Below are 17,995 nucleotides of genomic sequence, written 5' to 3' on the forward strand. Positions count from 1 at the left end.
CGCCCTATGCTTTGATGGGGTCCGGCGGATCTACCGATCTCGGGAGGCCGTTTTGACCGATCATCGCGTTGAACGGCGGCTTGCAGCGATCCTCGCGGCTGACGTGGCCGGATATAGTCGGCTGACCGGCCTGGACGAGGAAGGGACACACGTCCGGCTCAGGGAGCGTCTGCGTGGACTCGCTGATCCCAAGATCAGCGAACACCGTGGCAAGGTCGTCAAGCACACGGGCGACGGCGTGCTCGCCGAGTTCGGCAGTGTCGTGGATGCGGTGCGTTGCGCCATTGAGGTCCAGCGCGCAATGGCCGAGCAAAATGCCACGGTGCCGCAACTCAAGCGGATCGAATTCCGCATTGGCATCCACGTCGGCGACATCATCGTCGATGAGAACGATATCTTTGGAGACGGCGTCAATATCGCCGCCCGCCTTGAAGGGATCGCGGATCCCGGCGGGATCTGCATCTCGGACGATGCGCAACGTCAAATCCGCGGCAAGGTCGATGCCGTGTTCGAGGACATGGGCTCGCAGAACCTGAAGAACATTGCTGAGCCGATGCGCGCGTGGCGATCGAGGGTAAATGCGGGCCATCCCGCGGGCGCGCCGATCGAGCCGCCGGTCGACAGCGCGCAAGCTCTGGCGCTCCCCGACAAGCCGTCGATCGCCGTGCTGCCGTTCGAGAATATGAGCGGCGACCCCGAGCAGGAATACTTCGCGGACGGAATGGTCGAGGAGATCATCACCGCGCTGTCGCGCTTCAAATGGCTGTTCGTGATCGCCCGAAATTCGAGTTTTACCTTCAAGGGCCGGGCGGTCGATATCAAGGAGGTCGGCCGCAGGCTTGGCGTCCGCTATGTCCTTGAGGGGTCTGTGCGCAAGGCCGCGGGGAAGGTTCGCATCACCGGGCAGTTGATCGATGCGGTGACCGGAACGCACATCTGGGCAGACAGGTTCGAGCGCGACCTGACGGATATATTCGCCCTCCAGGACGAGGTGACTGTCGCCGTCGTTTCGGCCATTCAACCAAAATTGCTGCAGATCGAAATCGGCCTGTCGGCACGGCGACCGGAGAACCTCACCGCCTATGATTTCTATCTCCGCGCCATGCAGCAGCATTACCTGATGACCGCCGACGGGTTGGCCGAGGCGATCAGGCTGGCGCATCGTGCTTTGGAGCTTGACCCCCGGTTCGGCTTTGTCGCCGCTCTGGCAGGTCTCGCGCACATGCAGAACATCCTTTGGGGGCATGCCGTCGATCCTCAATTTGACCGCAAGGAAGCGGTTCGGCTGCTTCGCCTGGCATTGAGCATCGACGATGGGGATGCGGAAACATTAGCCTGGGTTTCCCTCACCTCGGCGTACATGGTCGGCGATTGTGAGAGTGAGATCGAATTGGCCGACCGGGCGGTCGCTCTCAATCCGAATTCATATCGCGCATGGACAGCCAGAGGCAGTGTCTATCGAGTTGCCGGGCTTCCGGATGAAGCGGTCCGGAGTTTTGAACGCGCCATCCGCCTGAGCCCGTTAGACCCGCGGCTACCCATCACGTTTGTTGGGATGGGGATGGCCTTCATCGAGCTTCGCCGCTTTGACGAGGCCATCGTCGCAGCGAACAAATGCCGGCGCCAGAATGCCTCCTATTCGCTGGCTTACCGTTGTCTCGCGTCCGCGTTCGCCCATCTCGGACGCGACTCGGAGGCGCGAGAGGCGGCGGCGCTCCTGCTTCAGCTCGATCCCGCCTTTACAATATCCGCAATGATCGCCAGGGGCGGGTACCCAAACGCGCAGCTGTTGATCGAGGGGCTTCGGAAGGCGGGATTGCCCGAATGAATTGTGCCTGCGGGCGCTGACGAGGTGGCCAGCGAACCAAATCCGGTGGCTTGCGGTGCGGTTTCCATTGTCCCGGATTGCGCTTCGCTTCATCCGGGCTACGCAGGCGACGAGATTAAATCTCGATCTCCGTCCCGAACTCCACGACCTGTCCGGTCGGCACGCCGAAGAACGCCGCCGACCGTTCGGCGTTGCGCTGCAGGAACGCGAATAGCGATTCCCGCCATACCCACATGCCTGGAATGTCTTCCCTCGGAATGATGGTCTCGCGGCCGATGTAGTAGGTCACATCGGTCAGACGCAGACCGGGCAGTTTGCCCTGACGGCAGGCGAGCTTCAGCCCTTCGTACACGGTCGGATATTGCATGAAGCCGTAACGCAGGATGACCCGGATGATGCCCGGGGTGACGTCGTGAACCACAACGCGATCCTCGTCCGAGATGCGCGGGGATTCCTCGATCTGGACGGTGACCAGCAGCACGCGCTGGTGCAGCACGTGGTTGTGCTTGACGAACTGGGTCAAGGCAAGCGGCACGCCGTTGGGGGCAGAGGCGAGGAATATGGCGGTGCCCGGCAGCCGGCTGTGGCACTTGTTGACCGCGGTCTCGATCAGATCTTCTTCCGGCTGACGCAGCTTGCTGCGCGCCGTCTCGACCAGTTTCACTCCGCCGCGCCAGGTCAGCATCAGGAAGGCCACCGCAGCGGCGAGCAGCAGCGGGAACCAGCCGCCTTCGAACAGCTTGGTCGAGTTCGCCGCAAAGAAGATCGCGTCGATGATGAAGAAAAAGCCGTTCACGGCGATCACGATGATCGGCGAATAGCCCCACTGGATCGCAACCAGCGCTGCAAGCAGCGTGGTGATCGCCATCAACAGCGACACTGCGATGCCGTAGGCGCCGGCGAGTGCGTCGGAGCTGCCGAAGGCGAGCACCGCGCCGAGTGTCCCGGCGGCGAGCATCCAGTTCACCAGCGGCACGTAGATCTGCCCGATCGCGTCGCTCGTGGTGTGCTCGATGTGCATGCGCGGCAGGAAGCCGAGCTGGATCGATTGCTGGGTCAGCGAGAACACACCCGAGATGATGGCCTGCGAAGCAATCACGGTGGCGATGGTCGCGAGCAGGACGAGCGGGTAATGCGACCAGTCCGGCGACAGCTGGAAGAACGGGTTTTCGATCGCGGTCGGGTCGGTGATCAACAGCGCGGCCTGGCCGAAATAGTTCAGCACCAAGGCGGGCAGGCAGACAGCGAACCAGGCGAGCCGGATCGGAAAGCGGCCGAAATGCCCCATGTCGGCATACATCGCCTCACCGCCGGTCACCGCGAGGAAGGCGGCGCCAAGGATGGCGAAGCTGACGTGAAAATCCTGATGGATCAGGAAATCGAACGCATAGAGCGGACTCAGCGCAACCAGCACGCCGGGCGCCTTGACGATGCCGTGAATGCCGAGGGCTGCCAGCACGGCGAACCAGAACAGCATTACCGGGCCGAAGATCCTCCCGATGAAGCCGGTGCCCTGCTTCTGCATCATGAACAGGCCGATCAGGATCACGACGGTGATCGGCACCACCGCAGGGGTCAGCGAGGGCGCGTCGACCTTGAGGCCCTCGATCGCCGACAGCACCGAAATGGCCGGCGTGATGGCGCCGTCGCCGTAGAGCAGGGCGGCGCCGATCAGGCCGACCACCAGAAGATGGGCGCGCCAGGTGCCGGGCGCCGCGTTGCGCGCCGAGAGCAGCGCCAAGAGCGCGACGATGCCGCCTTCGCCGCGGTTGTCGGCGCGCAGGATCAGCATCGCGTATTTGATCGAGATGATGAGGATCAGCGCCCACAGGATCAGCGAGACCACGCCGAGCACCGCGCTCTCGGTGAGCGGACCGCCATGGGTGGCGGCCTTGGCGGCTTCCTTCAGAGCGTAGAGGGGGCTGGTGCCGATGTCGCCATAGACGACGCCGAGGGCACCGAGCGTGACGGCAACCGGGATCGGACTGGACGGGGGGTGGCCAGAAGAAACGATGGCGGGCGTACTCGTCACGGCAATCCCCCGATGGCTGCGCCCGCCGGATCATCCGGCCGGGCGCCTTAGACGATAGTCTGCGACGGGACGTCGCAAATTACCATTGGGTTTTGTGTGACGGCCTGACCTTACGCCAGGCTGACGAGGGAGTTCGATTGAATGCGGGCTACGGGGTACGGTCGGCGGTAACCAGGCGGGCTTCGCGAACCGCCGTCTTGTTGCCGGCGCTGCGCAGGCACGAGGCCTCGAAGTTCGGCCAGGCTTGCTGCGAGCAGTCCTTGCCGACCGGGTGGACGTCGAGACGGTCGCTCTTGGCCAGCGGCTGCGGGGTGGAGGCTTCGACCTGCGGCGCAAAGCCCGGCAGCACGGTGAGCGCAGCGGCAATGAACGCGGCAACAGCGATGGCGGAAAGTGCCTTGATCATGACGGTCCCCAGTTGATCGGGCCGCCCGGGCCCGTCGTTTCGTTGTCCAATGTCTACCGGCCGCAAGTTTCCTGGTGTCTTCGCCGCCCCGCGAAATGGTTTCGTCGCGGACCGCTTCTGTTTCGTCCGCCAACGGCCGACGAAACATTCACCCTCGTAGACGCTGGCATCCCAGGACTCGTTCACTGGACGACTGGAAATTTGTTTCGAGCGGGCGATGGAACCCGGGCGGCTTGCCGGGGAGAGCCGGGCGGGTTAGGAGGGACCATGTCCCGTATCGCGATCTATCCCGGCTCCTTCGATCCCGTCACCAACGGCCATCTGGACGTGGTGAAACAGGCCGTCTTCCTCTGCGACCGCCTGATCGTCGCCATTGGCGTCCATCCCGGCAAGAAGCCGCTGTTTTCCATCGAGGAACGGCTGGCCATGGTCCATGAGGTGTTCGACCCCATCGCCCAGCAGGCGGGCTGCGCCTTCGAAAGCGCAACCTATGACAATCTCACGGTCGCAGCGGCGCGCGCGGCCAAGGCCACGCTGATGATTCGCGGCCTGCGCGACGGCACCGATCTCGATTACGAGATGCAGCTTGCCGGCATGAACGAGGCCATGGCGCCCGAGGTGCATACCGTATTCGTTCCGGCGTCGGTTGCGGTCCGCCCGATCACCGCCACACTGGTGCGCCAAATCGCCCAGATGGGCGGCGACTTCTCTGCATTCGTGCCGTCATCGGTCGCAGCTAGCCTGAAGGCCAAGTTCGCCGGCTGATCCGGCGGCCTGCCACACCTCAACGTTAAAGCTCCGGAGTTGCCATGATCCGCATTCTTGCATTCGTTGCCGCGCTGCTCTGCGTCGTGCCCGCGGTCGCGCAGCCGCTGCCGGCCAATCTCGACAAGGCCGATGCGATCGTGATCGACACTACCAAGGGCCGCATCGTCATCAAGCTGCGCACCGACATCGCGCCCAAGCATGCCGAGCGCATCAAGCAGCTGGCGCGCGAGGGCTTCTACAACAACGTGCCGTTCCATCGCGTGATGGACGGCTTCATGGCGCAGACCGGCGACGGCCAGAACTTCAACGGCACCGGCGGCTCGAAATATCCGAACCTGAAGCAGGAATTCTCCCAGGTCCCGTTCAAGCGCGGCATCGTCGGCATGGCCCGGCGCGGCGACAGCGTCGACAGCGCCAATTCGCAGTTCTTCATCATGTTCGCCGACGGACCGAGCCTGAACGGCCAGTACACCGTGATCGGCGAGGTGGTGCAGGGCATGGACGTGGTCGACAAGCTGAAGAAGGCGCCTGCGGGCTCTCCTGGCGGAGCCGTCACCGATCCCGACAAGATGGTGAAGGTGCAGGTCGCATCCGACATCAAGTGATCCGCATGGCGGCGCGCTGCAAACCACTCGCCTGGTTCGCCGCGCCGCTGGTTTGCCTGACGCTGGCCGTACCGGTGCAGGCCGAGCCGGAGCAACTCAATACGATCAAGGACGTTGTTCTTGCCATCCACCGCTGCTGGCGGCCGCCGCCGGCGGAGAAGGCCGGCCCGATCGACATCACCGTCATTGTCAGCTTCAACCGCGAGGGCGCAATCCTCGGACATCCCAGGATCAGCTATGAATCGCAGGAGGCGACCGACAACGACCGGATTGCGTACCGGATCGCGGTGATGGAGACGTTGCAACGCTGCACGCCGTTGCCATTTACCGAGAGCCTGGGCGGCGCGGTCGCCGGCCGTCCATTCGCAATCCCGTTCAGGAATAAGAAGTATCCACCCCGAAGCCAGGAGAAGCGAGCATGGCTGCTACCGAAAATACTCTGATCCTCGAAACCACGCAGGGCCCGGTCACGATCGAGATGCGCCCGGATCTCGCGCCCGGCCACGTCGCGCGGATCAAGGAGCTGGTGCGCGAGGGCTTCTACGACGGCATCGTGTTCCATCGCGTGATCGACGGCTTCATGGCGCAGACCGGCTGCCCGCAGGGCACCGGCATGGGCGGCTCCGGCAAGAAGCTGAAGGCTGAATTCAACAAGGAGCCGCATGTCCGCGGCACCGCCTCGATGGCCCGCGCCGCCAATCCGGATTCCGGCGACAGCCAGTTCTTCATCTGCTTCGACGACGCCTCGTTCCTCAACGGCCAGTACACCGTCTGGGGCAAGGTCACCGAGGGCATGGAGAATGTCGACAAGATCAAGCGCGGCGAGCCGGTGAAGGATCCGGACAAGATCGTCAAGGCGCGCATGGCCGTCGACGCGGCGTAAGTCAAACACTCCGTCATGCCGGGGCACGCGAAGCGTGAACCCCAATGCGCAATTGCGCATTGTGGAATCTCGAGGTTCCGGGTTCGATGCTATCGCATCGCCCCGGAACGACGTTGCTGAGTAAGATGCGCACCGACCTCTTCGACTTCGAACTACCCCCGGAAAGCATCGCGCTTCGCCCCGCGAGCCCGCGCGATGCCGCGCGGATGCTGGTGGTGCATCCGGAAGGCGTGCTGCGCGACGCCTCGATCGCCGACCTGCCGCAGTGGCTGGAGCCGGGCGATCAGATCGTCGTCAACGACACCAAGGTGATCGCGGCGCAGCTCAAGGGCCGCCGGATCGGGCGCGACACCGAGCCGAAGATCGAGGCGACCTTGATCAAGCGGCTCGACGGCTCGCGCTGGCAGGCGCTGGTGAAGCCGGCGAAGAAGCTCAGCCCCGGCGACACCATCCGCTTCGGCAATGAGGGCAGGGTCTGCCTGCTCGGCAATCTCGATGCAGAGGTCGAGGCGAAGGGGCAGGAGGGCGAGGTGACGCTGTCATTCTCGTTCCATGGTCCGGTGCTCGACCAGGCGATCGCCGATGTCGGCGCCACGCCGCTGCCGCCCTACATCGCCTCCAAACGCACGCCTGACGAGAAGGACGTCAACGACTACCAGACCATGTTCGCCGCCAATGAGGGCGCGGTCGCAGCGCCCACGGCGGGGCTGCATTTCACGCCGGCCCTGGAGGCCGCGCTGCGGAGCCGCGGCGTCGAGCTGCACCGCCTGACGCTGCATGTCGGGGCAGGGACGTTCCTGCCGGTGAAGACCGAGGAGACCTCGGAGCACAAGATGCATGCCGAATGGGGCTGCGTCACCGCCGAGACTGCTTCCGCCTTGAATGCCGCGCGCGCAAAGGGCGGCCGGATCGTCGCGATCGGCACCACGTCGCTGCGGCTGCTGGAAAGCGCCGCCAATGCCGACGGCACCATCCAGCCGTTTGCGGCGGAAACCTCGATCTTCATCACGCCGGGCTATCGCTTCCGCGCGGTCGATATTTTGCTGACCAACTTCCATCTGCCGCGCTCGACGCTGTTCATGCTGGTCTCGGCCTTCTCCGGCCTCGAGACGATGCGGGGCGCCTACGCCCACGCGATCAGGGACGGCTACCGGTTCTATTCGTACGGCGATGCGTGCTTGCTGTTTCGCGCAGGCAGGTAGTTAAGCGAGCTCAACTTTATCACCATCACCCCGAGGTGCGAGCGGAGCGAGCCTCGAAGGATGACGGGACTGAAGGCGGGACAACATGTCCGACGTCGTCCCTGCGAAAGCAGGGAACCATAACCACAGGGTTTAATTGTTGAGGAAGGCTGTGGCCCCAGCCCTGCTCAACAATGCCTTCGGTGGTTATGGGTCCCGGCTTTCGCCGGGACGACATTGAATGTTTGGCACCGCTCCTCCGCCATATATTCACATTCTCTGAGGTGGCCGCTTCTTCAGCGGCCCTCGAAGGGCGACGGCCCCACTGGGGTCGATGCATCCTTCGAGACGCCCGCTGCGCGGGGGGCCCTCAGGATGACGGTCCTTACATTCACGCCATCGCACGCTCAGGGAGCAACTCGGCAATCTGCACCGCGTTGAGGGCGGCGCCCTTGAGCAGCTGATCGGCCGCGACGAACATCGAGATCGAGTGGCCGCTGGGGTCGCTGAGGTCCTTGCGGATGCGGCCGACCAGCACGTCGTCCTGGCCGGAGGCGTCGATCGGCATCGGGAAGTAGTTCTTGGCGCGATCGTCGACGACCTTGACGCCCGGCGCCTGCGCCATGATCGCGCGCACCTGGTCCTCGGTGATCGGCTTCTCGCATTCGAAGGTGATCGCCTCGCAATGCGCGCGCAGCACCGGCACCCGCACGCAGGTAACGCCGACCGCGATCTTCTCGTCCTCGAAGATCTTGTGGGTCTCCTTGATGACCTTGGTCTCCTCGTCGTTGTAGCCGGTCTCCGGATCAACAGCGGTGTTGTGGTTGAACAGGTTGAAGGCGTAGGGGTGCGGCATCACCTTCGGGGTGTAGACCTGTCCGTTCAGATTGGCGCGGGTGGACTCGACGAGCTCCTCCATCGCGGCTGCGCCGGCGCCGCTCGCGGCTTGGTAGGTCGAGATGATCACGCGCTTGATGCGGTTCTTCTGATGGATCGGCCACAGCGGCACCAGGGCGGTGATGGCGGCGCAGTTCGGGTTGGCGATGATGCCCTTGTGGTCGCGGATGCGGTTGGCGTTGATCTCGGGGATCACCAGCGGAACGTTCGGATCCATCCGGAACGCCGAGGAATTGTCGACCACGACGGCGCCGGACTTCACCGCAAGCGGCGCGAACTTCCTGGAGATGCCGCTGCCGGCCGAGAACAGCGCGATGTCGACGCCCTCGAAGGCGCGCTCGGTCAGTTCCTCGATCACGACCGGCTTGCCGCGGAAGCTGACGGTCTTGCCGGCCGAGCGGGCGCTCGCCAGCGCCTTCAGCTTGCCGACGCGGAAGCCGCGCTTGTCCATGGTGGCGATGAATTCGGCGCCGACGGCGCCGGTGACGCCGACAATTGCGACGACGGAATCGTTACTCACTTTGTCCTCCATTCGAGTTGTATTTCAGGCAACAAAAAAGCCCCGGACCTTCATCAGGCGGGGCTTCGGGCAGAGATGATGCGGTTCGACCGACTACGCGCGCACGCCTCCCGAGGCCCCGGAGGGCTTGGTGGTTTTGCTGGTGCGTTTGGTCGCGGTGATCATGGCTCGGACTTATGCGGGACAGATCGGCGTCCGTCAACGGCTTTTGGGCGAAAACTTGGCGATGCCCGCCTGGAGCATTTTCGGTTCTGATTGAATCAGAACCGAAGCTCTAGCTTCTTGTTTTGACGCGCTTTCTTCACGCGAACCGCTGTCCGCTTCGCTCGAAAACGCTCTTGGCCTCAGCGCCTGCGCGCGCCGGGCGGTTCGAGGATCACCTCTTTCAGGTCGCTGCCGGCGAGCACGACGATGACGAAATTGAGCTTGCCGCGTTCGCGCATCAGGCCGCCGCTGATCGCCTTCCCGGAGGTCGTGCGCTCGGCCACCCGCACGGCGTCGGCGAGGCGATGCCGGAGCGCCTTGAGCACGACGAGGTTGTCACGGTCTTCGGCGCCGAGCGACTTCAGCGGCGCGGCGGCCTCGCCACCCACCACTTCGCCGGTCGCCGCGTCGATGGCGTGCCGCCAGATGCGGTCCTGCTGCATGGTCTTGACCCGGTAGACCGCGGGCTCCGACGCGCCGTCGAAGCTGATGTCGGCGGTGATCGAACCGGAATGCAGCGCCTCCGCAATCGCCATCGCCTTGCGCAGCGATATCTGGGCCGCCTGGAAGCTGTCGAGCTCGCGGCGAACCGTGTGCGCGTCGAGCGCGGTGTCGTTGTCCTGCGGGGTAAGCGCCGCGGCCGTTGAGCTCGTGATCGCATGCGCCGGCGTTGCGAAGGGCAGGGCAACGAGCGCGGTTGCCAGCAGCCACATGCCGAATGCCCAATGCCGCAGTGCGTGTAATCGTCCCGTCGTCATGGTCGCATCCGTCGCGTCGAACCGCCGCCCGGGCAGAGAAAGTGCGGCCGACCTTTGTTAGTCAGAGGTCGGCCGCCGAACGTTCAGACGAAGCGATGGCGGCAGCTCCGTCGTGACGATCGAAGTTACAAGGCGACACGAAACCGTTGGGGGGCTGAACTTGGGTCTCGCGTCTCATTGCAACTAAACAATACGGTTTCGTTCTGTTTCCTTCAAGGCTCATCACGACAACGTGTGAGGCGATGCAACGATCCTGTCAGCGGGCCGGCCGGCGGCGCGCCTTTGTCGCTTCTTTGGCCGCATCGCGAAGCCGGTCCTGCGGCCCGACGGCGCCGGCGAGAAACAGCCGGATCGAGACTTCCATCCGGGTCTCGGCGGTCTTCATGTCAATCGGAATTCCGAATGTCGCCATCCGGTGGGTGTGGCCGACCACCATGTTGAGGAATGTTTCGGCCGCGATCGTGGTGTCCTCGAGGTCGAGGGCGCCTTTGTCGACCAGATGGTCGAAGAAATCCGCCGTGGTGGACACCGCTTTCGACCAGCCTTCGTCGACGGCCAGCTTGGCGACCTCGGGGAAATTAATTGCCTGCGCGGTCAGGATCCGGCTGAAGGCGATGGAGTCGGCGCTGCAGTTCAGCACCAACAACTGACGCCCGAGCTCGGTCAGCCGTTCCTCGACCGAACCGTCGCAGTTGCCGCCGGCCTGCGCTTCGGCCGCCGCGGCGGCGAGCGGGGCAAGCCAGCGGGCGATCTCGCGGCGGAGCACCGCGGCGAACAGGCCGCGCTTGTCGCCATATTGACCGTAGACGGTGGGCTTGCTGACGCGGGCGGCCTCGGCCACCGCGTCGATCGACGTCGCATCGAAGCCGCGCTCGAGGAACAGGCGGGTGGCGACCTCGATCAGCCGCTGGTCGCGCTCGATCGCAGCGTCCCGCGTCGGCCGGCCGCCGCGTGACTTGATCACGCCGCGCTTGGCCACCTTGGCCTTGGTTGCGGTCAATCCCATTTGCCCATTCATCTCGTTGTGCGTCGGACGGGTCCGTCCGGTCTATAACCCGCGCCGAGCGGATTCGTCCATTCGGCGGTACCGGGAGCAGGCCGCTTACGGCGGCGTCGCGGTCCAGGCCTGCCCGGCGGCGGCCTTGTCGTATCCGTACTGGTAGAGCGCGCGCATATAGGCGGTGTCGAAGCCCTGCGTTTCCGGCGCCGGATAGTCACGCTCGATGTAGGACAGATGGAAACCCAGCCGGTTGCGTCGGGCGAAGTCATAGGTCGAGAGGATGACCGAGCGCGTCTGCGCCTGCGTGATCGCGGAGATGCTGCGGGAGGCGACGTCGATCGTCGAGTTCGACACCAGCTCGAAGTTGCCCTCGAGCTTCTTGTTGACGAGGATGTAGATGTTCATACGGCTGTTGGCGGGCCAGCCGCGCTCGCGGAACAGCAGCGCATCCGGCAATGTCAGCACCGGCGCGGTCACGCCGCCGTCGACATGCATCTCCTGGAAGCGGCGGCCCTGGCCCTCGGCGTCGATCATGATCGGCGGAAACACCAGCGGGATGCTGGCGGAGGCGGCCATCACGTCGCGAAACAGCTGTAGCGCCTCGGGCGTTCCGACGGCGGCGATTCGCCCCATGTCCCAGATTACCGTGCGTTGGGTGTCGAGATCGGTGGTGACGATCAGGAGCTTTCGGCCCTTGGCGTTTTCGTGCGCCACCTCGCTCAGGATCTCCGGACCGACGTAGCGCGCCACCAGTTCGCGCAGCCGCTTGTTGCCGAACAGCCCGGAGCCGAACAGCACCCGCATCAGGCTCGGATCCTGCAGCAGGCTTTCCGCGATGCCCGAGGTGTAGACCTCCTTCAGCGTGTCGTCGTAGCGCGGGCCAAGGAAGGCAAAGGGCGCAATCAGTCCGCCGGTGCTGACGCCGGAGACGACCGAAAAGGCCGGGCGGTTGCCGGCCGCGGTCCAGCCGTTGAGGACGCCCACGCCATAGGCGCCGTCGGCACCGCCGCCCGAGAGGGCGAGATAACTCGTGATCGGCGCGACGCTGCGCTTCTCGAGCTTGAATTTTGATGCCGGCTCGTCGGCATAGCGGCGCAGCCCATCGAGATCGAGCACGCGGGAATTGGCGGCGTCGGCGGCCGTGTAAGGCATCCGCGGCAGCGAACTGCAGGCCGCAAGCGCCAGGGCGAGGCCGCACAGCAGGACCGCCTGCCGGATCGCGCGGGCAGCCATCATCCAAGGGCCGGCGCCGGCGGGCCGGACGCTAGGGGGTGAGACCATCTCTGCCAGTCACGTTCGCGGATCGACGTCGCTGCGGGGAGCCGGTTGCCATATTGTCGTCATAAAACGACACTGTTTCGTTTTGTTTAACCGGGCTGATGATGCAAGGCAAGCGTCCGGCCGGTTGTCCGTGTTCACGAAGTCGCGCGAGGGCCGTTATCCGACGGGTTGATCGGGCGCCGGCGACACGCAATAAGCAGCCGCATGAATCTTCCCAATCATTTCGAGCTGCTGGCAACCGACGGCGCCGCCCGCACCGGGCGCCTGACCACGCCGCACGGCCTCGTGCGGACGCCCGCCTTCATGCCGGTCGGCACCGCGGGCGCGATGAAGGGCATGCATTGGCGCGAGGTGCGCGATGCCGGCGCCGATATCGTGCTCGGCAACACCTATCACCTGATGCTGCGTCCCGGCGCCGAGCGCATTGCCGGGCTTGGCGGCCTGCAGCGCTTCACCGGCTGGGGCGGCCCGATGTTGACGGATTCCGGCGGCTTCCAGGTGATGTCGCTGTCGGAGCTGCGCAAGGTGACCGAGAAGGCCGTGACCTTCCGCTCGCATATCGACGGCACCAAGGTCGAGCTGTCGCCGGAGCGCTCGATCGAGGTGCAGCGGCTGCTCGGCTCCGACATCGCCATGCAGATGGACGAATGCGTGCGGTTGCCGGCGGAACGCGCCGACATCGAGCGCGCGATGCAGCTGTCGCTGCGCTGGGCCGAGCGCTCCAAGCGCGCGTTTGAAGCGGCGCCCGACGGCTACATGCTGTTCGGCATCGTGCAGGGCGGCGACGTCCCGGATCTGCGACACGCCAGCGCGCGCGGGCTGACTGGCATCGGCTTTCACGGTTACGCGATCGGAGGCCTCGCGGTCGGCGAGCCGCAGGCGGTCATGCTGGCGATGATCGAAGAGACCGCGCCGGCGCTCCCGGTCGATCGGCCGCGTTATCTGATGGGCGTCGGCACGCCGGAGGACATCCTCGAGGCGGTGGCGCGCGGCGTCGACATGTTCGACTGTGTGATGCCGACACGGAACGGACGCCACGGCATGGCGTTCACCCGCTTCGGGCAGATCAACCTGCGCAACGCCCGGCACGTCGACGATCCGCGTCCGCTCGATGAAGAAAGCCCGTGGCCGGCGGCGAACGGCTATTCGCGCGCCTATCTGCATCACCTGGTGCGGTCGGGCGAAACACTTGGGGCAATGCTGCTGTCCGAAATCAACGTCGCCTATTACCAGCAGCTGATGCAGGGCATCCGCGATGCGGTGGCGAACGGCACGTTCGAGGACTTCAGAACGAAAACGCGCGCCGGTTGGGCGCGCGGTGACATCGCTCCAAGATGAGCTGTGTGATCAGTTGCACACGATCGGTTTCACCGCGTGTTTGGTAACGAACCCGTAACCGCAATTGTCGCAGGTCCAGAGATAGCTGATCAAATTGTCGAACAGGTACGCGGACGCTTCCGCCGCCACCATGGAGTCCGCACACACCGGACAGGTCGGCAAATCGCAGCCGCGCGGATCGGGCCTGGACGCTGTGGTCGACAGAACTTCAGCGAGAGCTGGCATGTGACCTCCTTTGCGTTCTGAGCTGCACCTGACGAAAGTATATAAACCCATTTGTTTGACCTTGTCGCAACACAAATGCGTAGGTTTTACGTTATTTGCGCAGGTTCTATTTTGCGATGCAACGAATTCGCATTGCGGCGGTTTCTCACTTGCGCGCCATGGTGCGCTGCTTCTAATGAGACAAGACCGCATATTCCCAGCACATCCGCTACAGGAGCCGCTTGATGGACGCGCCGTCGACAACGAGTGCAGTGCAACCCGGACGCGGCCGCGTCTTTGACTCCATCGTCGATGCGATCGGCTCCACGCCGATCGTGCGGCTGCGCAGATTGCCGCAGGCGGCCGGCGTCAACGCGACGATCCTCGCCAAGCTGGAATACTTCAATCCGGCGGCCAGCGTGAAAGACCGCATCGGCGCGGCGATGATCGTGGCGATGGAGAAGGCCGGCATCATCAACGCCGACACCGTGCTGATCGAGCCGACCTCGGGCAACACCGGGATTGCGCTTGCCTATGTCGCGGCCTCGCGCGGCTATCGGCTCAAGCTCGTCATGCCGGAATCGATGTCGATCGAGCGACGGCGGATGCTGGCCTTTCTCGGTGCGGAGATTGTGCTGACCCCGGCCGCGCAGGGCATGAAGGGCTCGATCGCGACCGCGGAGGAATTGGTGCGCACGACGCCCAACGCTGTCATGCCGCAGCAGTTCAAGAACCTCGCCAATCCCGAAATCCATCGCCGCACCACCGCCGAGGAGATCTGGAACGACACCGGCGGCAATATCGATTACTTCGTCGCCGGCGTTGGCACCGGCGGCACCATCACGGGCGTTGGCCAGGTGCTGAAGCCGCGCAAGCCGTCATTGCGCGTCGTCGCGGTAGAGCCGGAAGAGAGCCCGGTGCTGTCGGGCGGCCAACACACGCCGCACAAAATCCAGGGCATCGGCGCAGGCTTCATCCCTGACATCCTCGACCGCTCCGTGATCGACGAGATCGTCAAGGTCAACAGCGCGACCGCGATCGAGACCGCGCGCGAGCTGGCGCGCAACGAAGGCATCCCCGGCGGTATCTCGTCGGGTGCCGCGATCGCAGCCGCCTTGCAGATCGGCAAGCGGCCGGAAGCGGCCGGCAAAACCATTCTGGCGATTGTGCCGTCGTTCTCGGAGCGCTATCTCTCGACGGTACTGTTTGAAGGAATCTGAGACACAGGAATCCAGCATATGGCTGACCAGCCGAGGCGACCGCGAACCCTGAACGATGCCCGCAGCGAAGCCGAGGCGGCGTTCAAGCGCGCCACCACCAAGGTCGCGGACGCGGTGCCAAAGACCGTCGCTGTCCCCGGCGTCCGCGAGCAGGTCACGCTGCGGATCGATCAGGACGTGCTGGCGTATTTCCAGGAGGGCGGCCCCGGCTGGCAGGACCGCATCAACGCGGCGCTGCGCAAGGCCGCCGGAAAGTAACACGCTTTCGAAACCAGGAGGCGCGGGACGATCCCCGGGCTTTGGCGGGCGGGGCGCGGCCGCGCTGGCTGCGGCGCGAGCGTCACCTCGCGCGCGCCGGCGTCCTTGCGGTCGGTTTCAGGTTCATGAGGTTGCCGGCCAGGATCATGGCCGCGCCGAGCACGGTGTAGACATCGAGCCTTTCGGCATAGATCAGCCAGCCGGCGATCGCCGTCAGCGGCACGCGGACGAAATCCATCGGGATCACGACAGTGGCGTCGGCGTGGAGCAGGGCGCGTGCCATGCAATAGTGCGAGAACGTGCCGCAGAACGCGATCACGGCGAGCCAGCCCCAGGTTGAGAGCGGCGGCCAGGTCCAGACGTAGAGCGCAGGCCCGATGCTCGCGAGCGATTGCACCGCCAGCATCCAGAACATGATCGTCAGCGTCTGCTCGGTCCGCGTCAGCGACTTGACCACGGCGACCGAGATGCCGAAGCCGACCGCCGCGGCGAGCGCGATCAGCTGGCCCGGATTGATCGCGCCGGCCGCCGGCCGCACGATCACGAACACGCCGACCAGGCCAAGCACGATCGCGACGATCTTCCACCGCGTCATCCGCTCGCCGAGAAAGCTCGCCGCAAGGATCGCGGTCCAGATCGGCATCGTGAACTCGATCGCGACCACCTGGCCGATCGGGATCAATGTCAGCGCAAAGAACCAGCCGAGCTGCGCGCAGAAATGGATCAGGTTGCGCGCGATATGGACGTGCACCCGTGCCGTCTTCACGATCGCAAACCCGCCATTCATGTGGATCAGCGGATAGAGCATCGCGAAGCCGAGCACGCCGCGAACGGCCATCAGCTGGAAGACGTTGACCTCGCGCGTCGCCTCGCGGCCGGCCACCGCCACGATCAGCATCAGCGCGAGCCAGCCGGACATCCACAATGCTGCGCGGGTTTTTGAGGGCGTGCGATCCATGACGGGGAACGAGCGGAGGAGGGGTGCCCGGTATCGGCGAGCTGCCATGAATTTGCAACGCGCAATTCTGCCTGCGCGGTGATGCGTCAACCATGTGATCTCTGCTAAGCAGGTCGGCAAAATCAAATCAGGAGGATCTATTCATGCGTGTCTTGCAACCAGCCGAATGGTCGAAACCCCGCGGCTTCTCGCACGGTGTCGCGTTCGACGCGCCCGGCAGGTGGATCGTGCTGGCGGGGCAGACCGGCGGCGACGAGAAGGGCGACTACGCCCCCGAGATGGCCGCCCAGGTCGGCACCGCGTTGAAGCGCATCATCAAGCTGTTGAACGAAGCCGGCGCCGGCCCCGAGCACATCGTCCGCTTGACCTGGTACCTGACCAGCCGCAGCGAGTATGAGGCCGCGGGCGCCGGTATTGGCGCGGAGTGGAAGGAGACGCTCGGGCGCAATTTCCCGCCGTCGACGCTGCTCTATATCGGCGGGCTGGTCGATCAGCGCGCCAAGGTCGAGATCGAGGTCACCGCATTCGTGCCTGCGGCATAGCATCGCTGGGGCGTACGCGAGGAATTGCCGCTCAGCCAAACAAAAAGCCCTCGGGGATGACCCGAGGGCTTTCCACGTTGGAGCGCGGATCGATTACTTCGACAGCGTGATGCTGGCGCCGCGGAACTGGCTGTCGGCCCTGATCGTGACCGCCTGCTTGTTGCCGGTGGTGCGCATCGAGATATCGGCGTTGAAGCCTGGAGCGCTGGCAACGACCTGGAAGTTGCCGCCGCCGCCGCGACCCTGCAACGAGCCGCTGACATTGCGGCTGGACTCGCTCCAATTGCCGCTGACCGCGCTGCCTTCGGCCTGCACGTCGGCCGCCAGGTTGAACTTGTAGGCGTCGCTGGCGCAGGTGAGGATCATGGTCATCCGGGGCCCGCCGACGTGATACGTCGCCCGGCAGCGGATGCGCTCGCTGGAGCCGTCGTCCAGCGTGACCGAGCCGGCGCCCGACCAGGTGCCCGCCATGCCGGCGAACGGGCCGGACTGGGCATGGCCCGTGGTGCTTGCGAGTGTGGTCACGAAAAACGCGGCGGCTGCAAATGCTGGCCGCCGCGCGATGGCAAAGAAACTTGATAGGCTGGTGATCTTACTGACGGGATGCTTCCCATCGGCCGCTGCACGGTACGCCAGCTGATGCCCCATTCCACTTCCCCGATCCGGAGTTGCCACTGAGTTGTCCGTTCGCATATGCACCATTGATCGAGACTCGCACAAGTCCCCCGCTGCCGACGGTGCCGGAGATCGCCGCGCCCTGTGCCGAGATCTTTCCTTCAGCGACGGTCACGGTCGAGCTCTGCGACGGTTCGCAGCTGCCGGTCTTGGTGACGACGGTGACGTTCCAAAGCCCGTCATAAGGCTGCTGAGCGGACACGGGAGCAGCGGTGAAGGCGGCAGCCGAAGCGACCGAAGTGACCAAAATCAGGTCGCGAATGCGGATCGAACGCATGAATCAAATCCCTGTAATTTCGTGTGATGACGCGGCTTATCCTGTCACAATGTGTTCAAAATTTGCTGCGTCGCGGGAGTCCCCAAATGTTCCTGTGAACTCAAACACATCACGGTGAATTCGGTTCCGGATCAGGAACGGAAAATCCGAGCATGGTTTT

Annotated in this window: 21 protein-coding genes; 11 read left to right on the top strand and 10 right to left on the bottom strand. The window is 64.6% G+C overall.

Translation table 11 applies throughout. The features are described 5' to 3' along the window. Window positions 1–52 precede the first annotated feature (52 nt). Window positions 53–1,828, top strand: a complete 1,776-nt coding sequence (locus QA639_RS22260) for an adenylate/guanylate cyclase domain-containing protein (protein WP_283087421.1) — start codon at window positions 53–55, stop codon at window positions 1,826–1,828. 115 nt (window positions 1,829–1,943) lie between these two features. On the opposite strand, the gene QA639_RS22265 is transcribed toward QA639_RS22260, so the two are convergent. Beyond that, a complete protein-coding gene (locus QA639_RS22265; protein WP_428841184.1) occupies window positions 1,944–3,842 on the bottom strand; it encodes a potassium transporter Kup in 1,899 nt (632 codons plus the stop codon). A gap of 166 nt (window positions 3,843–4,008) precedes the next feature. Next, window positions 4,009–4,266, bottom strand: a complete 258-nt coding sequence (locus QA639_RS22270) for a hypothetical protein (RefSeq protein ID WP_028332098.1) — start codon at window positions 4,264–4,266, stop codon at window positions 4,009–4,011. A gap of 267 nt (window positions 4,267–4,533) precedes the next feature. On the opposite strand from QA639_RS22270, the gene coaD reads away from it, so the two are divergent. From coaD to queA, 5 genes are all read left to right on the top strand, one after another. Further along, a complete protein-coding gene (gene coaD / locus QA639_RS22275) occupies window positions 4,534–5,031 on the top strand; it encodes a pantetheine-phosphate adenylyltransferase (protein WP_028332097.1) in 498 nt (165 codons plus the stop codon). Between the two features lie 44 nt (window positions 5,032–5,075). Beyond that, entirely contained in the window at window positions 5,076–5,639 is a 564-nt protein-coding gene (locus QA639_RS22280; RefSeq protein ID WP_283087422.1) for a peptidylprolyl isomerase, read from the top strand. A gap of 5 nt (window positions 5,640–5,644) precedes the next feature. Continuing rightward, complete coding sequence (locus QA639_RS22285) at window positions 5,645–6,082, top strand: hypothetical protein (protein WP_028332095.1); 438 nt, start codon at window positions 5,645–5,647, stop codon at window positions 6,080–6,082. Next, window positions 6,058–6,522: a peptidylprolyl isomerase gene (locus QA639_RS22290; protein ID WP_028340742.1), complete on the top strand. Its 465-nt coding sequence runs from the start codon at window positions 6,058–6,060 to the stop codon at window positions 6,520–6,522. The genes QA639_RS22285 and QA639_RS22290 overlap by 25 nt, the downstream gene beginning before the upstream one ends. Before the next feature lie 125 nt (window positions 6,523–6,647). Beyond that, the gene (queA, locus tag QA639_RS22295; RefSeq protein ID WP_283090610.1) at window positions 6,648–7,724 is read left to right on the top strand and encodes a tRNA preQ1(34) S-adenosylmethionine ribosyltransferase-isomerase QueA; all 1,077 of its coding nucleotides are present in this window, start codon (window positions 6,648–6,650) and stop codon (window positions 7,722–7,724) included. A 370-nt stretch (window positions 7,725–8,094) separates the two neighbouring features. Here the strand turns inward: queA and QA639_RS22300 are convergent, their stop codons facing one another. Further along, entirely contained in the window at window positions 8,095–9,132 is a 1,038-nt protein-coding gene (locus QA639_RS22300) for an aspartate-semialdehyde dehydrogenase (RefSeq protein WP_157348724.1), read from the bottom strand. Window positions 9,133–9,250: 118 nt separating this feature from the next. On the opposite strand from QA639_RS22300, the gene QA639_RS22305 reads away from it, so the two are divergent. Continuing rightward, the gene (locus QA639_RS22305; RefSeq protein WP_283087423.1) at window positions 9,251–9,379 is read left to right on the top strand and encodes a hypothetical protein; all 129 of its coding nucleotides are present in this window, start codon (window positions 9,251–9,253) and stop codon (window positions 9,377–9,379) included. An 85-nt stretch (window positions 9,380–9,464) separates the two neighbouring features. Here QA639_RS22305 and QA639_RS22310 read toward each other — a convergent pair whose 3' ends face one another. The 3 genes from QA639_RS22310 to QA639_RS22320 form a co-directional block, all read right to left on the bottom strand. Further along, window positions 9,465–10,037 carry a PepSY domain-containing protein gene (locus QA639_RS22310; RefSeq protein ID WP_283087424.1) on the bottom strand — a complete coding sequence of 191 codons (573 nt, stop codon included), beginning with the start codon at window positions 10,035–10,037 and terminating at the stop codon, window positions 9,465–9,467. 301 nt (window positions 10,038–10,338) lie between these two features. After that, on the bottom strand, window positions 10,339–11,088 hold the full coding sequence (locus QA639_RS22315) for a TetR/AcrR family transcriptional regulator (protein ID WP_157348723.1): 750 nt from the start codon (window positions 11,086–11,088) through the stop codon (window positions 10,339–10,341). A gap of 96 nt (window positions 11,089–11,184) precedes the next feature. Then, window positions 11,185–12,315 (bottom strand): patatin-like phospholipase family protein, encoded by a 1,131-nt coding sequence (locus QA639_RS22320; protein WP_283090611.1) that lies wholly within the window; start codon window positions 12,313–12,315, stop codon window positions 11,185–11,187. Window positions 12,316–12,567: 252 nt separating this feature from the next. Here QA639_RS22320 and tgt point away from each other — a divergent pair, with 252 nt between their 5' ends. Next, window positions 12,568–13,701, top strand: coding sequence for a tRNA guanosine(34) transglycosylase Tgt (gene tgt / locus QA639_RS22325; protein ID WP_028332088.1), 1,134 nt, complete (start codon window positions 12,568–12,570; stop codon window positions 13,699–13,701). A 9-nt stretch (window positions 13,702–13,710) separates the two neighbouring features. Here tgt and QA639_RS22330 read toward each other — a convergent pair whose 3' ends face one another. Further along, window positions 13,711–13,926: a hypothetical protein gene (locus QA639_RS22330; protein WP_028332087.1), complete on the bottom strand. Its 216-nt coding sequence runs from the start codon at window positions 13,924–13,926 to the stop codon at window positions 13,711–13,713. A gap of 224 nt (window positions 13,927–14,150) precedes the next feature. Between QA639_RS22330 and cysK the strand changes: the two genes are divergently transcribed. Both cysK and QA639_RS22340 read left to right on the top strand, forming a co-directional pair. Next, window positions 14,151–15,125, top strand: coding sequence for a cysteine synthase A (cysK, locus tag QA639_RS22335; RefSeq protein ID WP_076828575.1), 975 nt, complete (start codon window positions 14,151–14,153; stop codon window positions 15,123–15,125). Window positions 15,126–15,143: 18 nt separating this feature from the next. Continuing rightward, window positions 15,144–15,383 (top strand): BrnA antitoxin family protein, encoded by a 240-nt coding sequence (locus tag QA639_RS22340; protein WP_021081279.1) that lies wholly within the window; start codon window positions 15,144–15,146, stop codon window positions 15,381–15,383. Window positions 15,384–15,465: 82 nt separating this feature from the next. Here the strand turns inward: QA639_RS22340 and QA639_RS22345 are convergent, their stop codons facing one another. After that, window positions 15,466–16,341: a DMT family transporter gene (locus tag QA639_RS22345; RefSeq protein WP_283087425.1), complete on the bottom strand. Its 876-nt coding sequence runs from the start codon at window positions 16,339–16,341 to the stop codon at window positions 15,466–15,468. Between the two features lie 143 nt (window positions 16,342–16,484). On the opposite strand from QA639_RS22345, the gene QA639_RS22350 reads away from it, so the two are divergent. Then, window positions 16,485–16,883 (top strand): RidA family protein, encoded by a 399-nt coding sequence (locus tag QA639_RS22350; protein ID WP_283087426.1) that lies wholly within the window; start codon window positions 16,485–16,487, stop codon window positions 16,881–16,883. 93 nt (window positions 16,884–16,976) lie between these two features. On the opposite strand, the gene QA639_RS22355 is transcribed toward QA639_RS22350, so the two are convergent. Together QA639_RS22355 and QA639_RS22360 are read right to left on the bottom strand one after the other, a co-directional pair. Further along, window positions 16,977–17,531: a hypothetical protein gene (locus QA639_RS22355; RefSeq protein ID WP_198400349.1), complete on the bottom strand. Its 555-nt coding sequence runs from the start codon at window positions 17,529–17,531 to the stop codon at window positions 16,977–16,979. Continuing rightward, the gene (locus QA639_RS22360) at window positions 17,476–17,835 is read right to left on the bottom strand and encodes a hypothetical protein (RefSeq protein WP_283087428.1); all 360 of its coding nucleotides are present in this window, start codon (window positions 17,833–17,835) and stop codon (window positions 17,476–17,478) included. The genes QA639_RS22355 and QA639_RS22360 overlap by 56 nt, the downstream gene beginning before the upstream one ends. Window positions 17,836–17,995: the final 160 nt, after the last annotated feature.

This window comes from Bradyrhizobium pachyrhizi (genome assembly GCF_029714545.1).
Classification (GTDB): Bacteria; Pseudomonadota; Alphaproteobacteria; order Rhizobiales; family Xanthobacteraceae; genus Bradyrhizobium; species Bradyrhizobium pachyrhizi.